The organism is Nocardia mikamii NBRC 108933, from assembly GCF_001613505.1.
GTDB lineage: Bacteria > Actinomycetota > Actinomycetes > Mycobacteriales > Mycobacteriaceae > Nocardia > Nocardia mikamii.
In genome coordinates, this window is the sequence record NZ_BDCM01000015.1 from 182,650 (window position 1) to 201,792 (window position 19,143).

The 19,143-nt window shown below is 67.9% G+C and carries 16 protein-coding genes; 8 read left to right on the top strand and 8 right to left on the bottom strand.

What is annotated here, in order from left to right; genetic code table 11:
- Positions 1-116 precede the first annotated feature (116 nt).
- A complete protein-coding gene (locus NMI01S_RS25590; protein WP_245717021.1) occupies positions 117-1,760 on the top strand; it encodes a purine-cytosine permease family protein in 1,644 nt (547 codons plus the stop codon).
- Positions 1,761-1,815: 55 nt separating this feature from the next.
- On the opposite strand, the gene dcd is transcribed toward NMI01S_RS25590, so the two are convergent.
- Positions 1,816-2,415, bottom strand: a complete 600-nt coding sequence (gene dcd / locus NMI01S_RS25595; RefSeq protein WP_039783301.1) for a dCTP deaminase — start codon at positions 2,413-2,415, stop codon at positions 1,816-1,818.
- Positions 2,416-2,563: 148 nt separating this feature from the next.
- Here dcd and NMI01S_RS25600 point away from each other — a divergent pair, with 148 nt between their 5' ends.
- From NMI01S_RS25600 to NMI01S_RS25610, 3 genes are all read left to right on the top strand, one after another.
- Positions 2,564-3,118: a fasciclin domain-containing protein gene (locus NMI01S_RS25600; protein ID WP_084513256.1), complete on the top strand. Its 555-nt coding sequence runs from the start codon at positions 2,564-2,566 to the stop codon at positions 3,116-3,118.
- A gap of 149 nt (positions 3,119-3,267) precedes the next feature.
- Positions 3,268-3,915, top strand: coding sequence for an ECF RNA polymerase sigma factor SigK (sigK, locus tag NMI01S_RS25605; protein ID WP_063001251.1), 648 nt, complete (start codon positions 3,268-3,270; stop codon positions 3,913-3,915).
- Positions 3,908-4,645 carry an anti-sigma factor gene (locus tag NMI01S_RS25610; protein ID WP_063001252.1) on the top strand — a complete coding sequence of 246 codons (738 nt, stop codon included), beginning with the start codon at positions 3,908-3,910 and terminating at the stop codon, positions 4,643-4,645. Before sigK ends, NMI01S_RS25610 begins: the two co-directional genes overlap by 8 nt.
- Before the next feature lie 108 nt (positions 4,646-4,753).
- On the opposite strand, the gene NMI01S_RS25615 is transcribed toward NMI01S_RS25610, so the two are convergent.
- From NMI01S_RS25615 to NMI01S_RS25640, 6 genes are all read right to left on the bottom strand, one after another.
- A complete protein-coding gene (locus NMI01S_RS25615) occupies positions 4,754-8,557 on the bottom strand; it encodes an ABC transporter ATP-binding protein (protein ID WP_063001253.1) in 3,804 nt (1,267 codons plus the stop codon).
- Positions 8,554-9,897: an LLM class flavin-dependent oxidoreductase gene (locus NMI01S_RS25620; RefSeq protein WP_063001254.1), complete on the bottom strand. Its 1,344-nt coding sequence runs from the start codon at positions 9,895-9,897 to the stop codon at positions 8,554-8,556. The genes NMI01S_RS25615 and NMI01S_RS25620 overlap by 4 nt, the downstream gene beginning before the upstream one ends.
- 39 nt (positions 9,898-9,936) lie before the next feature.
- A complete protein-coding gene (locus NMI01S_RS25625; RefSeq protein WP_063001255.1) occupies positions 9,937-10,677 on the bottom strand; it encodes an ABC transporter ATP-binding protein in 741 nt (246 codons plus the stop codon).
- Positions 10,653-11,507: an ABC transporter permease gene (locus tag NMI01S_RS25630; RefSeq protein ID WP_063001256.1), complete on the bottom strand. Its 855-nt coding sequence runs from the start codon at positions 11,505-11,507 to the stop codon at positions 10,653-10,655. The genes NMI01S_RS25625 and NMI01S_RS25630 overlap by 25 nt, the downstream gene beginning before the upstream one ends.
- Before the next feature lie 4 nt (positions 11,508-11,511).
- A complete protein-coding gene (locus NMI01S_RS25635) occupies positions 11,512-12,558 on the bottom strand; it encodes an ABC transporter substrate-binding protein (protein ID WP_063001257.1) in 1,047 nt (348 codons plus the stop codon).
- A 92-nt stretch (positions 12,559-12,650) separates the two neighbouring features.
- Positions 12,651-13,862 (bottom strand): ROK family transcriptional regulator, encoded by a 1,212-nt coding sequence (locus NMI01S_RS25640; RefSeq protein ID WP_167669939.1) that lies wholly within the window; start codon positions 13,860-13,862, stop codon positions 12,651-12,653.
- 335 nt (positions 13,863-14,197) lie between these two features.
- Between NMI01S_RS25640 and NMI01S_RS25645 the strand changes: the two genes are divergently transcribed.
- The 4 genes from NMI01S_RS25645 (at position 14,198) to NMI01S_RS25660 (ending at position 18,237) form a co-directional block, all read left to right on the top strand.
- Complete coding sequence (locus NMI01S_RS25645; RefSeq protein ID WP_063001259.1) at positions 14,198-15,184, top strand: TauD/TfdA dioxygenase family protein; 987 nt, start codon at positions 14,198-14,200, stop codon at positions 15,182-15,184.
- A gap of 143 nt (positions 15,185-15,327) precedes the next feature.
- On the top strand, positions 15,328-16,788 hold the full coding sequence (locus NMI01S_RS25650) for an NAD-dependent succinate-semialdehyde dehydrogenase (protein ID WP_157126359.1): 1,461 nt from the start codon (positions 15,328-15,330) through the stop codon (positions 16,786-16,788).
- A 22-nt stretch (positions 16,789-16,810) separates the two neighbouring features.
- Positions 16,811-17,755, top strand: a complete 945-nt coding sequence (locus NMI01S_RS25655; protein WP_063001261.1) for a zinc-binding dehydrogenase — start codon at positions 16,811-16,813, stop codon at positions 17,753-17,755.
- Between the two features lie 56 nt (positions 17,756-17,811).
- Positions 17,812-18,237 carry a DoxX family protein gene (locus NMI01S_RS25660; protein WP_157126360.1) on the top strand — a complete coding sequence of 142 codons (426 nt, stop codon included), beginning with the start codon at positions 17,812-17,814 and terminating at the stop codon, positions 18,235-18,237.
- Between the two features lie 20 nt (positions 18,238-18,257).
- On the opposite strand, the gene NMI01S_RS25665 is transcribed toward NMI01S_RS25660, so the two are convergent.
- Positions 18,258-19,136, bottom strand: coding sequence for a TIGR03854 family LLM class F420-dependent oxidoreductase (locus NMI01S_RS25665; RefSeq protein WP_063001315.1), 879 nt, complete (start codon positions 19,134-19,136; stop codon positions 18,258-18,260).
- Positions 19,137-19,143 lie beyond the last annotated feature (7 nt).

The following is a 19,143-nucleotide window of genomic DNA, read 5'->3' on the forward strand; positions in this document are numbered from 1 at the left end:
CAAAACCGCACGTCGCGGGGCGTTACACGGCGGTAACCGAGCGGCAAAACGGACACCACATCGGGCCTGCACCCTCGAAAGGCCGCGCCGAGCGCGGGAACGATGAGGAGTAGATCGTGGTTGATGTGCAAACCCGTCCGGCGACCGCCACCGCCGCGACGAAGGAAACCCTCGAGGACTACACGCTGCGCTTCGCGCCCCGCAGCTATCGCAAATGGAGTCCGGCCGTGGTCGGCGTCTCCGCGCTGGGCGGCATCGCCTATCTCGCGGATTTCTCCATCGGCGCCAATATCGGCATCGCGAACGGCACCGGAAATGCGTTGCTGGGCATCGGCATCTTCGCGATCATCATCATGATCACGGGATTTCCGCTGGCCTACTATGCCGCCCGCTACAACATCGATCTGGATCTGATCACCCGCGGCAGTGGATTCGGTTACTACGGTTCGGTGATCACCAACCTGGTGTTCGCCTCGTTCACCTTCATCTTCTTCGCCACCGAGGGTTCGATCATGGCCCAAGGCCTGAATCTGGGCCTGCACATCCCACTGTGGCTGGGTTATCTGCTCTCCACGGTGCTGATCTTCCCGCTGGTCGTCTACGGCATGAATACGCTGGCGAAACTGCAGGTCTGGACGACGCCGCTGTGGCTGCTGCTGATGGTGTTGCCATTCGCGTTCCTGCTGATCCGCCACCCCGAATCGATCGACTCGTTCTTCGCCTACGGCGGTAAGGACGGTGCGGGCGTGAGCCTTTCCGGTGCGCTGCTGGCCGCCGGTGTCTGTCTGTCGCTGATCGCGCAGATCGCCGAGCAGATCGACTATCTGCGGTTCATGCCGCCGAAAACCCCGGAGAACGCACGCAAGTGGTGGGGCTGGATGCTGCTGGCCGGGCCGGGCTGGGTGATCTTCGGTGCCGTCAAACAGGTCGTCGGCCTGTTCCTCGCGGTCTATCTGATCGCGAACCTGCCCGGGGCCCAGGACATCGCGAATCAGCCCGTGCATCAGTTCCTGGAGATCTACCGCGATATGGTTCCGTCCTGGCTGGCGATGACGCTCGCGGTGGTGCTCGTGGTCATCTCGCAGATCAAAATCAATGTGACCAACGCCTATTCGGGTTCGCTGGCGTGGACCAACTCGTTCACCCGCGTCACCAAGACGTATCCGGGCCGGCTGGTATTCCTCGGGGTGAATCTGGCGATCGCGCTGATCCTGATGGAAGCCAATATGTTCGACTTCCTCAACGACATCCTCGGCTTCTACGCCAACTGCGGTATCGCCTGGATCGTCACCGTCGCAACGGATATCGCGGTCAACAAGTATCTGCTGAAGCTCTCGCCCAAACAGCCCGAATTCCGGCGCGGCATGCTCTACAACTTCAATCCTGTCGGCCTGGTCGGCTTCGGATTGTCGGCGGTGCTGTCGATCATGACCTTCTTCGGTGTGTTCGGCGCGGCGCTGAAACCGTATTCGCCGATCGTCGCCGTCGTGATCGCCTTCGTCGCCACCCCGCTCACCGCCGTTCTCACCAAGGGCAAGTACTACCTGCGCCGGGGCGACGACGGAATCGAGCTGGACATGTTCGACGAACACGGCAACCCGTCCGGCGAAACCCTCACCTGCCACGTCACCGGAATGGACTTCGAACGCCCCGACATGATCGCCTCCGCGGTCCCCGGGCCGGAGGGTGAAATCCAATACATCAGTTCACTGGCCCTGTCGACGGACAAGTCGGGCGCGCACGTGCTGCCGCCGAGCTAGCCGGACGCCGAGCCGGCGCGGCCTTGTACAGGCCGCGCCGGATTCGACGTGCTGATCAGGACTCCGCGGGCTGCGGGATCGAATCCTGCGGCAGCGGGAAATTCATATATGCCCGCGAGGGCGTCGGTCCGCGCTGGCCCTGATACTTCGAGCCGGCCGCCGCGCTGCCGTACGGGTGTTCCGAGGGGCTGCTCAGGCGGAACAGGCACAGCTGGCCGATCTTCATACCCGGCCACAGCGTGATCGGCAGATTCGCCACATTCGACAACTCCAGCGTGATGTGACCGCTGAAACCCGGGTCGATGAATCCCGCCGTGGAATGGGTGAGCAGCCCGAGCCGCCCCAGACTCGACTTACCCTCCAGGCGTCCGGCCAGATCATCGGGCAGGGTGCAGACCTCGAGCGTCGAACCGAGGACGAATTCGCCCGGATGCAGGACGAACGGCTCACCCTGGCCGGGTTCGACCAGGGTGGTCAGTTCGTCCTGGCGTTGCGCGGGATCGATATGGGTGTAGCGGGTGTTGTTGAACACCCGGAACATTCGATCCAGCCGCACATCGATACTCGACGGCTGAACCAATTTCTCGTCGAACGGTTCCAGCCCGAGCCGCCCGGCGGCCAGCTCGGCACGAATGTCGCGATCGGAAAGCAGCACGGCGGTCAGCCTAGTAACCCGTGTTCGCCGGCTCGCAGCCGCACAGCGAGCCGGTGCGAAATTCGTCCCCATCCGCCGGATCGGACAACGCGAACTCCTTGTCGCCGACGACGAGATATGCGACCGCCGGGTCGTCCGAGAGAAAGCGATGAACGGTAACGCGACCGCCAGCCCCATGATGTCGCCGAGCGGTCCGGCCGCCGACGCCATGGCCGGCCTGGTCGGCCCCGGCTGCAAGGCCTATGCCGAGCAGGTGCCCACGGGCCCGGGATCGGTCGAGGGGATGGCACAGGATCCGGTGGCGACCGCCGCCTCACACGATCCGATGCTGACCACGCTCACCGCGGCGGTGTCCGGAAAGCTGAACCCGCAGGTCAACCTGGTCGACACCCTGAACGGTGGCCAGTTCACCGTGTTCGCGCCCACCGACGACGCGTTCGCGAAACTGCCGCCGGCCACGGTCGACAGCCTGAAAACCGACAGCGCCACGCTCACCGAGATCCTCACCTACCACGTGGTGCCGGGGCAGGTCGCGCCCGACGCCATCGCGGGTGAGCACAAGACGGCCGGGGGCGGCACGGTGAACGTGACCCGTTCCGGCGACACGATCAAGGTCAACGACGCGTCGGTCGTCTGCGGAGGTGTGAAGACCGCCAACGCGACGGTCTATCTGATCGATACCGTGCTGATGCCGCCCGCCTGAGTTGTCACCACTGCGGTCCGCGCTGGTCGGAGCGCGTACCGGCGCGGTTCGGTCGATGTCGCGCACCCGGGCGAAAATGCCCCGAAATCCGCACCCATCCGCCACGCTGGGCATGTCGAACCTCTTCTCATGTATGCAGGGACGCGCTCATGACCGGCGATCCGGAGCTCACCTCGATCCGCCTGGCCGACACCGACGACTCACCGTCGTGCCCTCCGGGCGGGGGCGAGCGAGCGGGAACGCAGCGTGAGCTCGCCACCCTGCTCGCGGCTGCCGCCACCGGCAACCGCGACGCGTTCACACAGTTCTATCGCGCCACCAGCGCGCGAGTGTTCGGTCTCGCGTTGCGCATCCTGCGCAGTCACACCACCGCGGAGGAAGTGACGCAGGAGGTGTACCTGCAGGCCTGGACGGCTGCCGAACGCTACGATTCCGCTCTGGCCAGCCCGATCGGCTGGCTGATGATGCTCACTCATCGGCGTGCCGTGGACCGCGTGCGCGTCGAGGAGTCGGCTATCGCCCGTGACCGCGTCTACGGTCACACCCACCTGGGACGTGACCACGACACCGTCGCGGAGACGGTCGGTCAGCGGCTGGAAGAGCAGGCGGTGCTGCGCTGCCTGGACACCCTCACCGCGACCCAGCGGGAGGCGATCGCACTGGCCTACTACAGCGGACGGACCTATCGGCAGGTCGCCGAACATCTCGACGCGCCACTGCCCACCGTCAAGAGCCGTATCCGGGATGCGCTGAAACGGCTTCACACCTGCCTCTCGGGGGTTGCCTCCCATGCCTGACACATCCGACCACGAGTTGCTCGACCTGGCCTACCCCTACGCACTGGACGCGGTCGGTGATTCCGAGCGCGACGAGATCGAACAGCGCGTCGCCGACGCCGGCCCGGACACGAGCCAGTCCTTCTCGGTGGTGGTTCGCGCGGTCCGCGAGACGATGGGTGCGTTGTCGGTTCTCGATGCGAAAGAGCCCGCGCCGGAGTTGGAAGCGCGCATACTCGCCGCACTCGACCGGGCGCGGCCCGCCGATCCGTCCGCCGCGGTTCCGCTCACCCGGCCGTCCAGGAGGCCTCGGCTACGGTGGCTGGCCGCGGCGGCCGCGGTAGTGGTGGCAGCCGGAGTCGGCGGCGGCATCGTCGCCCAGCAATACGCCGGGCAGACGGCACATCCACCGATGGCGGAACAGATCATGCGGCAACCGGATGCACACACCGCGAGCGCGCCGCTCAGTATCGGCGGTGTGCTGACCGTGCACGCGTCCACCGAAATGGGCGTGGCGACAGTGGCTTTCGACAGCGTGCCGCCGGCGCCGCAGGGCCATGTGTATCAGCTGTGGGTGTTGCCGCCGACCGGTGCGCCGCGCTCGGCCGGGGTGATGGACCACATGCCGAGTGCGTCCGCACCGATGGTGGCCACCTACGCCGGCGGCGACGCGCTGGCCATCACCGTCGAACCCGCGGGCGGCTCTCCGGTCCCGACCACAGCCCCGATCGCCACCATGTCGATGAGCTGACGATCGGCTCCGTCCGGTCGGCTTCGCCGCCGCCGCGCTACCGGAGCCACCCTGCCCGCTCAGCGCCGTCCACCGATGCCGGACGGCGCGACGGGGTTTCCCGGATGGTCAGCGTGCGGTGAGCGGGGACGCGGCGGCCGCGCGAACCGGCGCGCCGCCCTGCGACCGCGCCGATTCGCGGGCGTTTTCGCTTCGTGACGCCCCCACATACGCCCGCCACAGCGCCGCGTATGTTCCGTCCGCCCGCAGCAGTTCCGCGTGCGGGCCGACCTCCGCCAACCGGCCGCCCACCATCACCGCGACGATGTCGGAGTCCGCCGCGGTCGCCAGCCGATGCGCCACCACGATCGTGGTGCGGCCCGCGGTGAGCACGTCGATGGCCGCGCGGACCCGGGCCTCGGTGGCGAGGTCGAGGGAGGCGGTGGCCTCGTCGAGGATGAGGATGTCGGGTTCGACGAGTTGAGCTCGCGCGAGGGCGAGCAGTTGCCGCTGCCCGGAGGACAACAGCCTGCCCTGCGGTCCGATCGGGTGGTGGTAGCCGTGGTCGAGTCCGGCGATCATCTCGTGGGCTCCGACCGCCCGCGCCGCCCATTCGATCTCCGCCGGATCGGCGTCCGGTTTCCCGTAGGCGATGGCGTCGCGCACGGTATCGCCGAACAGGTACGGCTCCTGCGGCACCACGCCGAGTCGTTTACGGTAGTCCTCGAGCCGGAACTCGCGAATATCCTTGCCGTCCACCAGGATCAGTCCGTCGCTCGGGTCGTAGTAGCGGGCCAGGAGTTTGACCAAGGTGGACTTTCCGGCCCCGGTCTCGCCCACCAGCGCGACCCGCTGCCCGGGTTCGATACGCAACGTCACGTCGTGCAGAACGGCGGCGTCCTCGGGCCGGTACCGGAAGCTCACCTCCCGGACCTCGATCGCACCGTCGACGCGGTGCACCGCCTGCGGCCGCGCCGCCTGCGGGGTGGCGACCTCGACGGCGAACAACCGGCCGAGCCGATCGACACCCACCACCGCCTGTTGATAGCTGTCGAACACCTGCGACAGCTGCTGAATCGGGGCGAACAGCAGATCGATGTAGAGCAGGAACGCGATCAGCGTCCCGGCGCTCAGCGCCGCGCCGCGCACCTGATGCACGCCCACGGCGAGGACCGCGGCCGTCGCGACCACCGACAGGAATTCGATGAACGGGAAGAACACCGCCATCAGGGTCTGGCTGCGCAGCCGCGCGTCGCGGTACTCCCACGACAGCCGGTCGAACCTGGCCTGGTTCAGCGCTTCCCGGCGGTAGGCCTGCGTGACCTTGATGTTGTCGACGTTCTCCTGCAGATAGGCGTTGACCGCGCTGACCTTGTCGCGCGCCGTGTTGTAGGCGGGCACCGACAGCCGGCGGAACCACACCGTGGAGGCGATGAGGATCGGCATCAGCGCCAGCACCACCACGGCCAGCCGGGCGTCGATCACCAGCAGTGCGATCACCACGCCGCCGATGGTCAGCGAGGAGGTCAGCGCGGTCGACAGGCCGGTCTGCAGGAAGGTGGACAGACCGTCGACATCGGTGGTCATACGGGTCATGATCCGGCCGCCGAGTTCACGTTCGTAGTACTGCAGGCCCAGCCGTTGCAGCTGGGCGAACGTCTTCACCCGCAGGCCGAACAGCAGCCTTTCCCCGGCTCGCCCGGTCACCCGCACCTGCGCGACGCTGATCGCCCAGTCGACGAGTACCACCGCGGCCGCGAGCGCCGCCGCACCGAGCAGAACGTCGCGCGCGCCGACCAGTACACCCCGGTCGATGCCGTAGCGCACCAGTACCGGGATCAGAATCTGCGCGATCGCGTCCAGCGCGACCAAGCCCAGGCCGGCCAGCAGCGGACCGGCGAACGGCCGCAGCAAACGGCGCAGGCCGAACTGGGGATCGGCTGTGCGAGTGAATGTGTCGGACACCGCGGGTTCACCGGTCACCGGTGGCAGCGCGTCGATGAGGGCCTGCACATCACCGCTGGGCGGTGCGGAGGTCATCATGCCGCCGCCGCGCCCGAAACCGCCCGCCCCGGCCGCGTGGTGGGAGAACGCCCGCGCCATCTGCTCGAGAGTTCGGCTCTCGTCGCCGTACTCGGCGGGTTCGGCCCACAGCATCTCGGTCGGCACACTGTCGGTCGCACTGCGCAGTGCCGCACCGATTTCCGCGACATCCGGTGGCGTGAACAGCGCGGCGAACAGGGCTCCGGATTCCTGGAGCTCGGCCAGGGTGCCCGATTCCGCGACCCGGCCGTCGTCCAGGATCACCACCCGGTCGGCCAGGGCGAGTGTCGATACTCGATGTGCGACAACGACTGTCGTGCGGCGCCGCACCTCGGCGGCGATGCGTTCGAAGATGGTCTGCTCCACCTTCGCATCTATCGCGGAGGTCGCATCGTCGAGCACCAGCACGGGTGCGTCGGTGATCAGCGCGCGCGCCAGTGCGAGTCGCTGCCGCTGCCCGCCCGAAAGGCGTTGTCCCCGTTCGCCGATTGAGGTGTCGAGCTGTTCGGGCAGCCGCCGGACGAAGTCGTCGGCCGCGGCCAGATACAGGGCGTGCCAGACCTGATCGTCGGTGGCCTCCGGACGGCCGTAGGCCACATTCGCCCGGATGGTGTCGGCCATCAGGTGAGTGTCCTCGAAGACGATGGCCACCCGGCCGCGGATATCCGGTACCTCGCGCACATTCACGCCGTCGAGCCGCACCACTCCGGCATCCGGATCGATCAGTCGCGGCAGCAGTGCGGTCAGAGTCGATTTCCCGGAACCGGCGCCGCCCGCCAATGCCACCGTCGCACCGGCGGGGATGGTCAGGTCCAGGTGGTCGAGAACCGCGGTGTCGCCGATTCGCACACTCACCCCGGACAGGTCGATCCGCGGCGGCGCGGCGGCCACGGCGGGCGATGGGACCGCCGCCGCCCGGCCCGGACCGGCCTCGATGACCTCGCGCACCCGATCCAATGACGCCTTCCCCTGCTGGCTCACCGTGAGCAGTGTCGAGAATTGCCGCACCGGACTCACGAAGGACCCGAGATAGGTCATGAACGCCAGAAACGTGCCCAGGCTGATGCTCTGGTGGAGGGCGAGCAGACCGCCCACCACCAGGATGAACACCTGCCCCAGCGCCGGCAGCGCCGCCATCGCGGGGGTGAACCGGCTGGTGATCCGCACCACGCGCAGCCGGGACCGGAACAGGTCGCGGGCGCGCCGCTCCAGTTCACCGGTCTCCCGGCGCTCCTGCCCGAACCCCTTGACCACGCGGACACCGGCGACCGCGGACTCCACCCGCATCGCCACCTCCGCAGCCTGGGCCTGCGCATCCCAGTTGGCGGGGAACAGTTCTCGCTGCGAGCGGCGGGTGACGAACCACAATGCCGGCAACAGCACCAGCGCGATGCCCGCCAGCGGCAACGACATCGTCGCCATCAGCACCAGCGCCGCGACCAGCAGCGCGGCATTGCCGGTGACGATCGGAATCAGTTGCAGGAACATCTGAATCAGCGTGATGTCGCTGATCGCGCGGCTCACCACCTGTCCGGTGGATACCGCCATCTGTTCGCGGCCGGGCATCCGCACCAGCGCGGCGAACAGATCCGACCGCAGATCGAACTGGACGCCCAGGGACAGCGTCGACGAGCACACCCGGCGCAGCATCGACAGCCCGAACCGGAGCACACCGATGACGATCAGGACGGTGACGGCGGCCGCCAGCGGCACTCGGGAATCGCCCAGCGTATCGACGACATGACGCACCACCAGGGGTAGTGCCGCGGTCAGCGCGGCGCTACCCAGAGCACCTGCGGCCGCACCCGCGACGGCACGCGGATGCGACAGACATCGATGCAGCAGATATCGCACCCACCCCTGATCGGCGGCCGAATCCGGCCGGCTCACTGGGCGATCGCCGCGGCGGCGGCCACGCCGAACCGGTTCTCCGGACGCGCCAATCCGTAGTGCCCGCGCAAGGTGGTCGCCTCGTATTCGGTACGGAACAGGCCGCGCTCCTGCAGAATCGGCACCACTTCGTCCACGAACCTCTCCAGCCCGGAGGGCAGGGCGGCCGGCATCACGTTGAATCCGTCGGCGGCGCCGTCGGTGAACCATTGCTGGATGGTGTCGGCGACCTGTTCCGCGGTGCCCGCGAAGGTCCGGTGCCCGCGCCCGCCGCCGAGGCGCGCGATCAGCTGGCGCACCGTGAGTCGTTCGCGGCGAGCGAGGTTGACGATCAGCGTGAACCGGCTCTTCGCCCCCTGGATCTCGTCCTCGGTCGGGAGATCCGCGGGCAGTTCGCTGTCCAGATCCAGCGCCTCCACCGGCAGCTTGAACCGCTCGGCGAGGGTGCGGCGCTGGTATTCCGGCTGGATGAGGCGGGTCAGTTCCTCGTCGAGTTCCCGCGCGTGCGCTTCGGTGTCGCCGATCACCGGGACGATGCCCGGCAGGATCTTGACGGTGTCGGGGTCACGTCCGAGCCGGCGCGCCCGCTCCTTCAGATCGGCGTAGAACTGCTTGCCGTCCTCGAGGGTCTGTTGCGCGGTGAAGACCGCCTCGGCGTAGCGGGCGGCGAATCCCTTCCCGTCTTCAGACGAACCCGCCTGCACCAGAACGGGATACCCCTGCGGCGATCGCGGCACATTGAGCGGCCCCGCTATCCGGAAGAACTCGCCGATATGGTTGATCTCGCGCACCTTGTCCGGGTCGGAGTGGATGCCGAGCTCCTTGTCGCCGATGTAGGCGTCGTCGTCCCAGCTGTCCCAGAGTTTGGTCGCCACGTCGACGAATTCGGCGGCCTTCTCGTAGCGCAGCCGGTGATCGGGAACGTCGTCGAGGCCGAAGTTGCGGGCCGCGTCGGCGCCGGCGGTGGTGACGATGTTCCAGCCCACCCGGCCGCCGGACACCCAGTCCACCGAGGCGAAGCGCCGCGCCAGATTGTAGGGATCGTTGTAGCTGGTCGACGCCGTGGCGATGAGGCCGATGCGGCGGGTGCGCAACGCGATCGCGGTCAGCAGGATCGTCGGCTCCAGCTTGCCGACCGGCCGGCGGCCGGGATCACCTTGCAACACCGGGGAATCCGCGAAGAAGATCGAGTCGAAGAGGCCGCGCTCGGCCGTTTCCGCCAGATGGATGTAGTGCTCGATATTCAGGTGCGCCAACGGGTCCGATTCCGGCAGGCGCCACGACGCCTCGTGGTGGCCCGTCGACATCAGGAATGCGTTCAAGTGCAGCGTTCTGCTCATCGGTGCTCGAAAGTCTTTCCGGTAGTGGATGATCGGCGCTCAGGCCGCGATCGGGTCGGCGCCCAGCGCGCTCAGCAGCGCGCGGCGGATCCGCTGGAATTGCGGTTGCGCCGGATCGCGCGGGCCGTCGATGTCGATATCGATATCGACGTCGATGCGCCCGCGGTCCAGAATCAGCACCCGCTGGGCGAGGGTGATGGCCTCGTCGACGTCGTGGGTCACCAGTAGCACGGTCGGGCGATGAGCCGCGACGAGACGGCGCAACAGGGCGTGCATGCGGATGCGGGTCAGCGCGTCCAGGGCGCCGAAGGGCTCGTCGGCCAGCAACAGCTCCGGCTCACCCACCAGGGCGCGAGCCAGCGCGGCCCGCTGCTGTTCCCCGCCGGAAAGCTCTCCCGGCCAAGCCTTTTCGCGTCCGGCGAGGCCGACCTCGCCGAGCAGCGCGGAGGCCGCGGCCCGGCGGGAACGGGGCTGACCGTAGAGGACGTTGGGCAGCACCCGCTTCCACGGCAGCAGCCGGGAATCCTGGAACACCATGGACGTCCGGTCCGGTACCCGTAACAGGCCTTCGCCCGCCACACCGTGGTCGATGCCGGCCAGCGCCCGCAGCAGCGTGGACTTGCCGGATCCGCTCTTGCCCAGCAACGCCACGAACTGGCCCTCGGGGATGGTCAGATCGACGGTGTCGAGTACGGCTCGGCCGCCGAATCTGCGGGTCAGCCCGTCCAGTTGCACACCCGCACCGGGGTCGGGGGTCAGTCCGCCAGTGTTTGCCGCCACGACAGCACCTTTCGCTCCAGGATCCGGATTCCGGAATCGCATGCCAGGCCGAAGATTCCGTAGACGGCGAGCGCGACGAGGATCACGTCGGCCTGGCCGTAGTTCTGGGCGTCCTGCATCAGCTTTCCCAGCCCGTCGGTCGCGTTGACCGACTCGACCACCACCAGCACCAGCCACGACGTATTCACCGCGAGCCGCAACCCGAGGAAGAACCCCGGCAGCGATCCGGGAATCACCACCTGCCGGATGAAGTCGAACCGGGAAACGCTCTGGATCTCCGACAGTTCGACGAGCCGCCGATCGATTCCGGTCAGTGCGGAATGCGTGGGGACGTAGAGGGTGACCGCGGCCGCCAGCATGATCAGCACGATCTTGAAACCGTTGCCGATACCGAGCCAGAGAATCATCAACGGAACCAGGCCCAGGGTGGGAATCGAGCGTTTGAGCTGAACCACGCCGTCCACCAACGATTCTCCGACCCGCGACAGGCCGGCGATCAGCGCGAGGGCGGTGCCGATCAGAATTCCCAGCAACACCCCGGTGGCCACGCGTTGCATGGACACCGCGATAGTGGTGAGCAGATGACCGTCGGTGAGCAAGTCCCACCCGGTCGTCACCACCGTCCACGGGGCGGACAATTTGCGCGGATCGAGTAGTCCGAGATAGGCCCCCGCCGACCAGGCGGCGAGCAGCAGCACCACGCCGAGTAGCCGTGCGAACGGGATCTGCCGGCGCAGGCCGAGGCGGCGGCGGGCGGGCCGGGCGGTGAATCCCGCGGCGACGGCGGGGCGCGCGCCGAGAGCGGGAAGATGTGCGGAGACGACGGTCATCGGGTCACCCCTGTGCCTTGGTGCGATATTGCGGAGCCACCGCGTCGGCGGCGATCTTCTCGAATCGCCGATCGAACAACTGATGGGCGTCGAAGGATTTCCCGAAGGCACCCGAGGAGGTGATCAAGTCGATCGTCTGCTGTTCCCAGTCGATCGACTTGTCCCAGTTGTCCGGGAAATACGGCCGTTCGGTCGTGGCCATGATGCGACGGCCGTCGGCCTCGCTCACGCCCTGATTCTTGACGTAATAGTCGGCGATCCACCGGTCCTGGTTCTCCCATTCCCAGACCTTCGCGCGCGCCCAGAATTTGACGAATTCCGTGACGGCCGCGAGTTTCGCGTCGTCGGCCAGCACCGAGGTCGGCGCCCAGAGAATGCTCAAGGCGTCGACCGCGTCGGACGGCACCGTGCCGGCGCCCTCGGAACGATACTTCGCGAGGTATTTCGTCAGCGACGGCTCGGCCAGCGGCGCCACGTCGACCTGTTTGCCCTGCAGCGCGGTGAGGAATTGCGGGCTGTTGAGCTGAACGAGGGTGACGTCGGAGGTGCTGAGGCCGGCCTGCTGCAAGGTCCGCAACACCACACCGCCCTGCGCTTGGCCGGGCGAGAAGGCGATCTTCTTACCGCGCAGGTCCTGCGGGCTGTGGATATCGCTGCCCGGGGCGGTGGCCAGACCGTAGTTGGGGGTGCTGCGCCACAGCACGGCGACGATGCGGGTGTCGAGGCCCTGCGCATGGGCCTGGATGGACGGGATTCCGGCATTGCCGGCCAACTCCACCGCGCCGCCCTTGAATGCCTGGATCACATCCGGACCGGCGGAGACATTCGGCCAGTCGGGCACGGTGAAGGGCAATTTGTCGATCTGTCCGCTACTGGTCAGGGCGACCTTCATATCGGTGGCCGAGATCTTCAGCGAGGTACCCGGCGGCACGCTGGTCGGTAGCGGTTTGCTGAAGTCGGCGGACCCTCCGGAGGTCGCGCACGCCGACGAGGCACAGGCGGCGACCAGCACCACGAACGACGCCGCGCCGACCCTGCGGGTGAGGCGCATCCTACGCGTAGACGGTCGCGCTTCGATGAGCTTTCTCATCTATCGATCGTCGCGAATTCTGTTGCGGCCCACAATATTCGGCCTACTTAAAATTACCGAGACTTGAACTGCGGTGACTCGAACCGCGCCCCGGACTCCTCCCTCCGGTGTGCGCCGAACCCGTCCGCCGCGACGGCGAGCGGATCGGCGTAGAGGCGATGCAGCAGCACCGCCGCGGCGGCGGTCTCCAGCGAGCGGTTGGGAAACGACGTGCCGATGATGCGGTGCCGCGCGGAACGCACCTGCGCTCGCGCCGCGATCGCCTCGAAGTACGTGGCGCGCACCGCCGGCAGGCCGGTGAAGGCCCGGTCGGTGATGATCAGCGTCTCCGGATTCAGCACATCGAGCAGCGCGGCGGCCACCGCGGCCAGTCCGCGCGCCCGATCCTCGAACAGGGCATGGGCCCGCGGATCGGTTTCGGCGGCGGCGATCAGCGCCGGAATCGTGGGCTCGGCGATAAGCCCCGCACCGGCCGCGCGCCTTTCGAGCGAACGGTCGGAATAGGTGTCGAGCGGGCCCGGGCCACCCGGACCGAGGTCGGAGGGAACGAGCGTGGCCAGCGAGCCGGCCGACGAACCGGGGCCATAGTGAACCCGGCCGTCGACCGCGAAGGCCGCATCGATGACATTGCCGACGAACAGCACGGCGGCGGAGGCGTCGAAATCCAGAGCGCCGAACAGTTGTTCCGCGTGCACCATCGCGCGGGCGTGGCTGTCCAGTTCCACCGGCAGGCCGGTGAGCTGCACCAGCACGTCCCGGACGAGCGTGTCCTCGAGGCGCAGCAGCGGGTGCGAGAGCACCACGCCCGCTTCCGGATCGACCCAGCCGCCGGTCGCGACGCCGACCCCGGACAGGCGGATGCCCTCCGGAAGATCGCGGCGCAGCGCGGCGAGCGCGCCGGCCGCGTCGGCGACCAGATCGGCTCCCTCGAGCGTGCGATGCGGGACCAGCGCACCGGCGACGATGGTGCCGGCGATGTCGACCACCGCCACCCGGGTCTGGGTGGCGGCGAAATGAATGGCCGCCACCGCGTTCCGGCGGTCGAGCTCCAGCGGCGAATGCGGCCGGCCCACTCGCTGCGAGCGGTCCACAGGTGGTGCTTCGCGCAGCAGACCCGCTTCGAGCAAGGCCCGGGTCTGGCTCGTCACCGTCGCCGGGGACAGCCCCGCGTGGGCGGCGACCACCGACCGCGATGCGCCGCCCAATTCCAAGATCGCGCGAAGCACCGCGCCCGCGGCCGTCGGCCACCCTCTCGCCGGTCTCATAGGCCTCGGTCCCGTCTGGTCCCCGTACATCTGCGGCCGACCCTACGAGACCGGGTGGCGTTCGGCACCGTTCCGCATCAGCGTGATCCGAACTCGGGCAAATCGGCCGTGCGCGCGCCGGGATGCCATTGTAGAACCGATCGGAATTTCTTTGCCCGGAAAAATAAATTTTGCGGATATTTGAAATCACAGCGACGGCAACAAGTGCGGCACTCGGGGTGCGGAATTTACCATCGGAACCGTCGTGGGGATCGGAAAATATTGCGCCCCACGGTATCTCCCGCACCAATGGCGACTCTCGGCCGGTGCATTCGAATCCGATGGAGTGTAGTGAAATGACATTGGCTGTCGAAAAAAACGAAACGACCGAAGGTAATGACGGCGCCTTCACCGTGCATCGGGTGGCCGGGCATATCGGTGCGGAAATCGGTGGACTGGATCTGAGCAAGCCCCTCGACGACGAGACCGTCGCGCGGCTGCGCCGCAAGCTGCTGAAATACAAGGTGCTGTTCTTCCGCGACCAGCACCTCGGCCACGCCGAGCAGATCGAGTTCGGCCGCCGCTTCGGCGAACTCACTCACGCGCACCCGCACGAGGACGCGCCGCCCAGCGATGCCCCGCAGATCCTGACCATCGACCCTCAGGTCTACGAGCGGCGCTACGGCTCGGCACGGCCGGACGCTCAGGAACGCCAGTACAGCTACTACAGCGGCTGGCACACCGATGTGACGGCCTCGGTGAACCCGCCGGCCATCTCCATCCTCCGCTCGGAGGTGGTTCCGGAATTCGGCGGCGACACCACCTGGACGAATCTCGTTGCGGCATACGAGGGTCTGTCCGCGCCGCTGCGGGCGTTCGCCGACGGACTCACCGCGGTGCACCGGTTCTCGGCGGGCCGCAAGTTCGACGACAACGAGGCTTACGCGCGCCGGATCAACGACAATCTGCTGATCTCGGAACATCCGGTGGTGCGCGTGCATCCCGAAACGGGTGAGCGGGCGCTGTTCGTCAACCCCGGCTTCACCGACCACATCGCCGGAGTCTCTCCCGTCGAGAGCGCCAAGATCCTCGAGTTGTTCTTCGGCCACCTCAGCAGCCCCCGATACACGGTCCGGTTCCGCTGGGACGCCCACAGCGTCGCCGTCTGGGATAATCGTTCGACCGCCCACCTCGGCCCCCAGGACCTCGGCCACCTCGACGTGACCCGGACCCTGCACCGGGTGACCGTGGTAGGCGACCGCCCGGTGGGCCCGGACGGCTTCGTCTCGCAGATCATCGCGGGTGAGGAGTTCAAGACCGAGGCCAACGTCAAGGTCTCCTGAGGACGTGGCGGCCCACCCCGACCGGTGGGCCGCCGCAGCCCCGCATCCCCGCCGATGTTTCGCGCGCCGTGGGCGGGTAGCCACCCCTTGACAACGACCGACACCGACCGGGTCGGATTCCGTCGTACGAGGAGTGGTGACCGATGACATCGACCAACGTCCAGCCGATGAGCGCCTCGGGTCCCGACGCCGAACCGTTCGAGACGATCGACGCCTATACCGGCGAAACTCTCGCCGAACTGCCTTATCTGGCGATCGATCAACTCGATGCCCTGCTCGAACGCGCGGACGACGCCTACCGCTCGTGGCGCGCGACACCGATCGAGCAGCGTGCGCGGGTGGTGTCCACCGCCGCCGATCTGATGCGCGAACGCAAGGACGACCTCGCCCGGCTGATCACCCGCGAGATGGGCAAACGCATTTCCGAGAGCGAATTCGAAGTCGACCTCGCCGCGAGCATCCTGCAGTACTACGGCGAGAACGGACCGCGCATCCTGGAGCCCACCGCACTGCCGGTCGAAGAGGGCGAAGCCCAGATCGTCAACGCACCGCTGGGGGTGCTGCTCGGCATCGAGCCGTGGAACTTCCCGCTCTATCAGGTGGTGCGGTTCGCGGCGCCGAATCTGGTGCTGGGCAACACGATTCTGCTCAAACACGCGAAGATCTGCGCGCTCACCGCGATCGAACTGCAGAAGATCTTCACCGAGGCCGGCACACCCGAAGGGGTCTACACCAACATCTTCCTGCGGATCTCGGATGTCGAGCACGTGCTCGCCCACCCCGCTGTCCAGGGGGTATCCCTCACCGGCAGCGACGCCGCCGGTGCGTCGGTGGCCGAGATCGCCGGGCGGCACATCAAGAAATGCGTGCTCGAACTCGGCGGCAGTGACCCGTTCATCGTGCTCGACGCCGACGATCTGGACGACACGCTCGATGCGGCGACCACCGGCCGAATGGCGAACACCGGCCAGAGTTGTGTCGCCGCAAAGCGTTTCATCGTTCCGGACGAATTGTGCGACCGCTTCGTGGCCGGTCTGGCCGAGCGGTTCGGCGCATTGCGCCCCGGCGATCCGTCGGATCCGGAAACTACACTCGGCCCGCTGTCCTCGACGAAGGCCGCCGAGGACCTGCTGGAACAGGTCCAGGATGCGCGCGAGAAGGGTGCCACGGTGGTCACCGGCGGCGGCCGGCCGGACGTGCCCGCGCCGGGGCGGCGCGACGCCTTCGTCGACGCGACGGTGCTGACCGATGTCACCCCCGATATGCGCGCCTACGCCGAGGAGCTGTTCGGCCCGGTCGCGGTGGTGTACCGCGTCGGCGACGAACGCGAGGCGATCGATCTGGCGAACACCTCCAAGTTCGGTCTCGGAGCCACCGTGTACAGCAGTGACCCGGACCGCGCGCGAGCGGTGGCCGAGCAGATCGACAGCGGCATGGTGTGGATCAACCATCCGACCTCCTCGCAGGCCGATCTGCCCTTCGGCGGCGTGAAGCAGTCCGGTTTCGGCCGCGAACTGTCCGAACTCGGCATGTTCGGATTCGCCAATCGCAAACTGATTCGCTCCCTGCCCCGCAAGACCGCAGCCGCCGGTGTCGCGGGCTGACCGTTCGAAGGAGGAGATGCACATGCGTGCAGCGGTGCTGCGGGAATTCGGTGGTCCGGACGCGCTGGCCGTTCAGGACGTCGACACGCCGCGTCCGGGACCGGGAGAGGTGCTGGTGCGAGTCCGGGCGTCGAGCGCGAACCCGGTGGACGGAATCATCCGCCGCGGACTGGCGAATCCGAATCTGGCGCTGCCGGCCGTGATCGGCAGCGATGTCGCCGGGGAGGTGGAACAGGTCGGCGACGGCGTCACCGACGTGGCGGTCGGCGACGCCGTGTACTACACGTCGGAACTGGCCGCGGGCGGCGGCGCCTATGCCCAGTACCACGTGGCGGCCGCCGCGATCGTGGCGCCCAAACCCACGACTCTGTCGTTCGCGGAGGCCGCCGCGATTCCGCTGGCCGGCGGAACCGCGTGGGAGGCGATCGTGCGCCGGCTCGCCGTGCGCCCGGGACAGACGGTTCTGGTACACGGCGGATCCGGCGGGGTCGGCACCTTCGCGGTGCAGTTCGCCCGCGCGGCCGGCGCCACCGTGCTGGCCACCGCGGGAGCCGATCATCAGGGGCTGCTGCGGGATCTCGGCGCGACCCCGATCGACTACAAGAGCGAGGACTTCGTCGAGGTCGCCCGCGCGCACACCGCCGGCGCCGGCGTCGACGCGGTACTCGACACCGTGGGCGGTGAGAATGTCGGCCGCAGTTGCGCCGCCACCCGCGACGGCGGACGCATCGCCACCATTCTGGGCCCGGAGGGCCGGCTCGACGATCTCTACCAGCGCAACCAGACCCTCTACGGCATCTTCCTCAGCCGCGAACGCCGTCGGCTCACCGAGATGACGCCGCTGTTCGAGCGCGGCCTCGTCCACCCGCGCATCGCGAAGATCATGCCGCTCGACGACATAGTCGCGATCCACGAACAGCTGGACGAGGGGCACAACGCCGGCAAGCTCGTCATCGACGTGCCGTGACGCCACCGGTCCCCGCAGCACACCATGTATCCCCTGTCCCCGACGAGGAGCCGACCGTGCCGAGAGACGAACTTCCCCCGCCCCCACCGACGACGCCCGCGCGTACCGCCGCGCGGCTCGCATTGGCGGGTGGTCTGATCTTCGCGGGCCTCAGCCATATGTTCTGGGGGCGGGAGACATTCCGCGCACAGGTGCCGAAATCCGTTCCGCTGGACGAGGACGGCGTCGTCATGGCATCCGGTGGCGTCGAGATCATGCTCGGTGCCGGGCTCGCTGTGCTGCGCCGGGACCGCGTACTACTCGGCAGAATCGCGGCTGCCTTCTTCGTGGCCGTATTTCCCGGAAACATCGCCCAATTCGTCAACAAGCGCGACGGTTTCGGCTTGAACACCGACAACCGCCGATTCGCGCGACTGCTGTTCCAGCCCGTTCTGGTCGCATGGGCGCTCTGGTCCACAGGCGTGCCACGCACTCGGCAGTGACGCGCCTCGGTGCGTCGTCGTCAGTTCTGACGCGGCAGCAGTTCGGTGACGAACCGGTCCACGAATTTCGCCGATATCGTGCCGTCGGCCGGCACCACCACGAATTTGCTCAGTCCGGCCGCGAGATACCCGTCCACGAGCCGGTGCAGGTCCGCCCAGCTCCCGGCGATCACATCGCCCGGATCGGCACCCGATCGCTGCGCGCCGATCCGTGCCGCCAGTCCGGCCGGGATGCCGTTCTCCGCGAGCAACAGCGTGATGCCGAAGTGGTCGGCTTCGATCTCCCGGCCCGCCGCGCCCGCCGCCGCGTTGATCGCCGTGACCGCGGCCGCCGCCTCGGCCGGGGTCACGAAACTGCCCAGCCAGCCGTCGCCGTATCGGCCGATGCGGCGGAAGGCGCCCGCCGCGCGACCACCGAGCCAGATGTCGAGCGGGCGGACCGGCCGCTTTCCGACCGTCGCTGCGCGAACGGTGAAATAGTCACCGTCGAAATCGACATCGTCGGCGCGCAGCACCGCTCGCAGCAGGCGCAGCGATTCGTCGAAGACGGCGCCGCGCGGCCCCGGCACCGGGAACAGTTCCTTCTCCCCGGGCCCCGCAGGCTGTAACCCGAACACCGGCAGTACCCGCTTCGGAGCCAGGGCGGCCAGGGACGCCAGCTGCTTGGCGACGAGCACGGGATGGCGCCCGGGCAGAATCGCGACCGAGGTACCGACCTTCAGACGGCTCGTGCGGGCCAGCGCGAACGCCATCCCCACCGTCGGATCGACGGCCGGGGCGAAGACCAGTTCGGAGAACCACAGCGAATCGACCCGCGCCGCCTCGAGCCGATCCACCAGCGCCGCCAGATCGTCCGGATCGGCGGCCGAACCCGTACCCACCCCGAACCGGATCTTCACCTCGCCA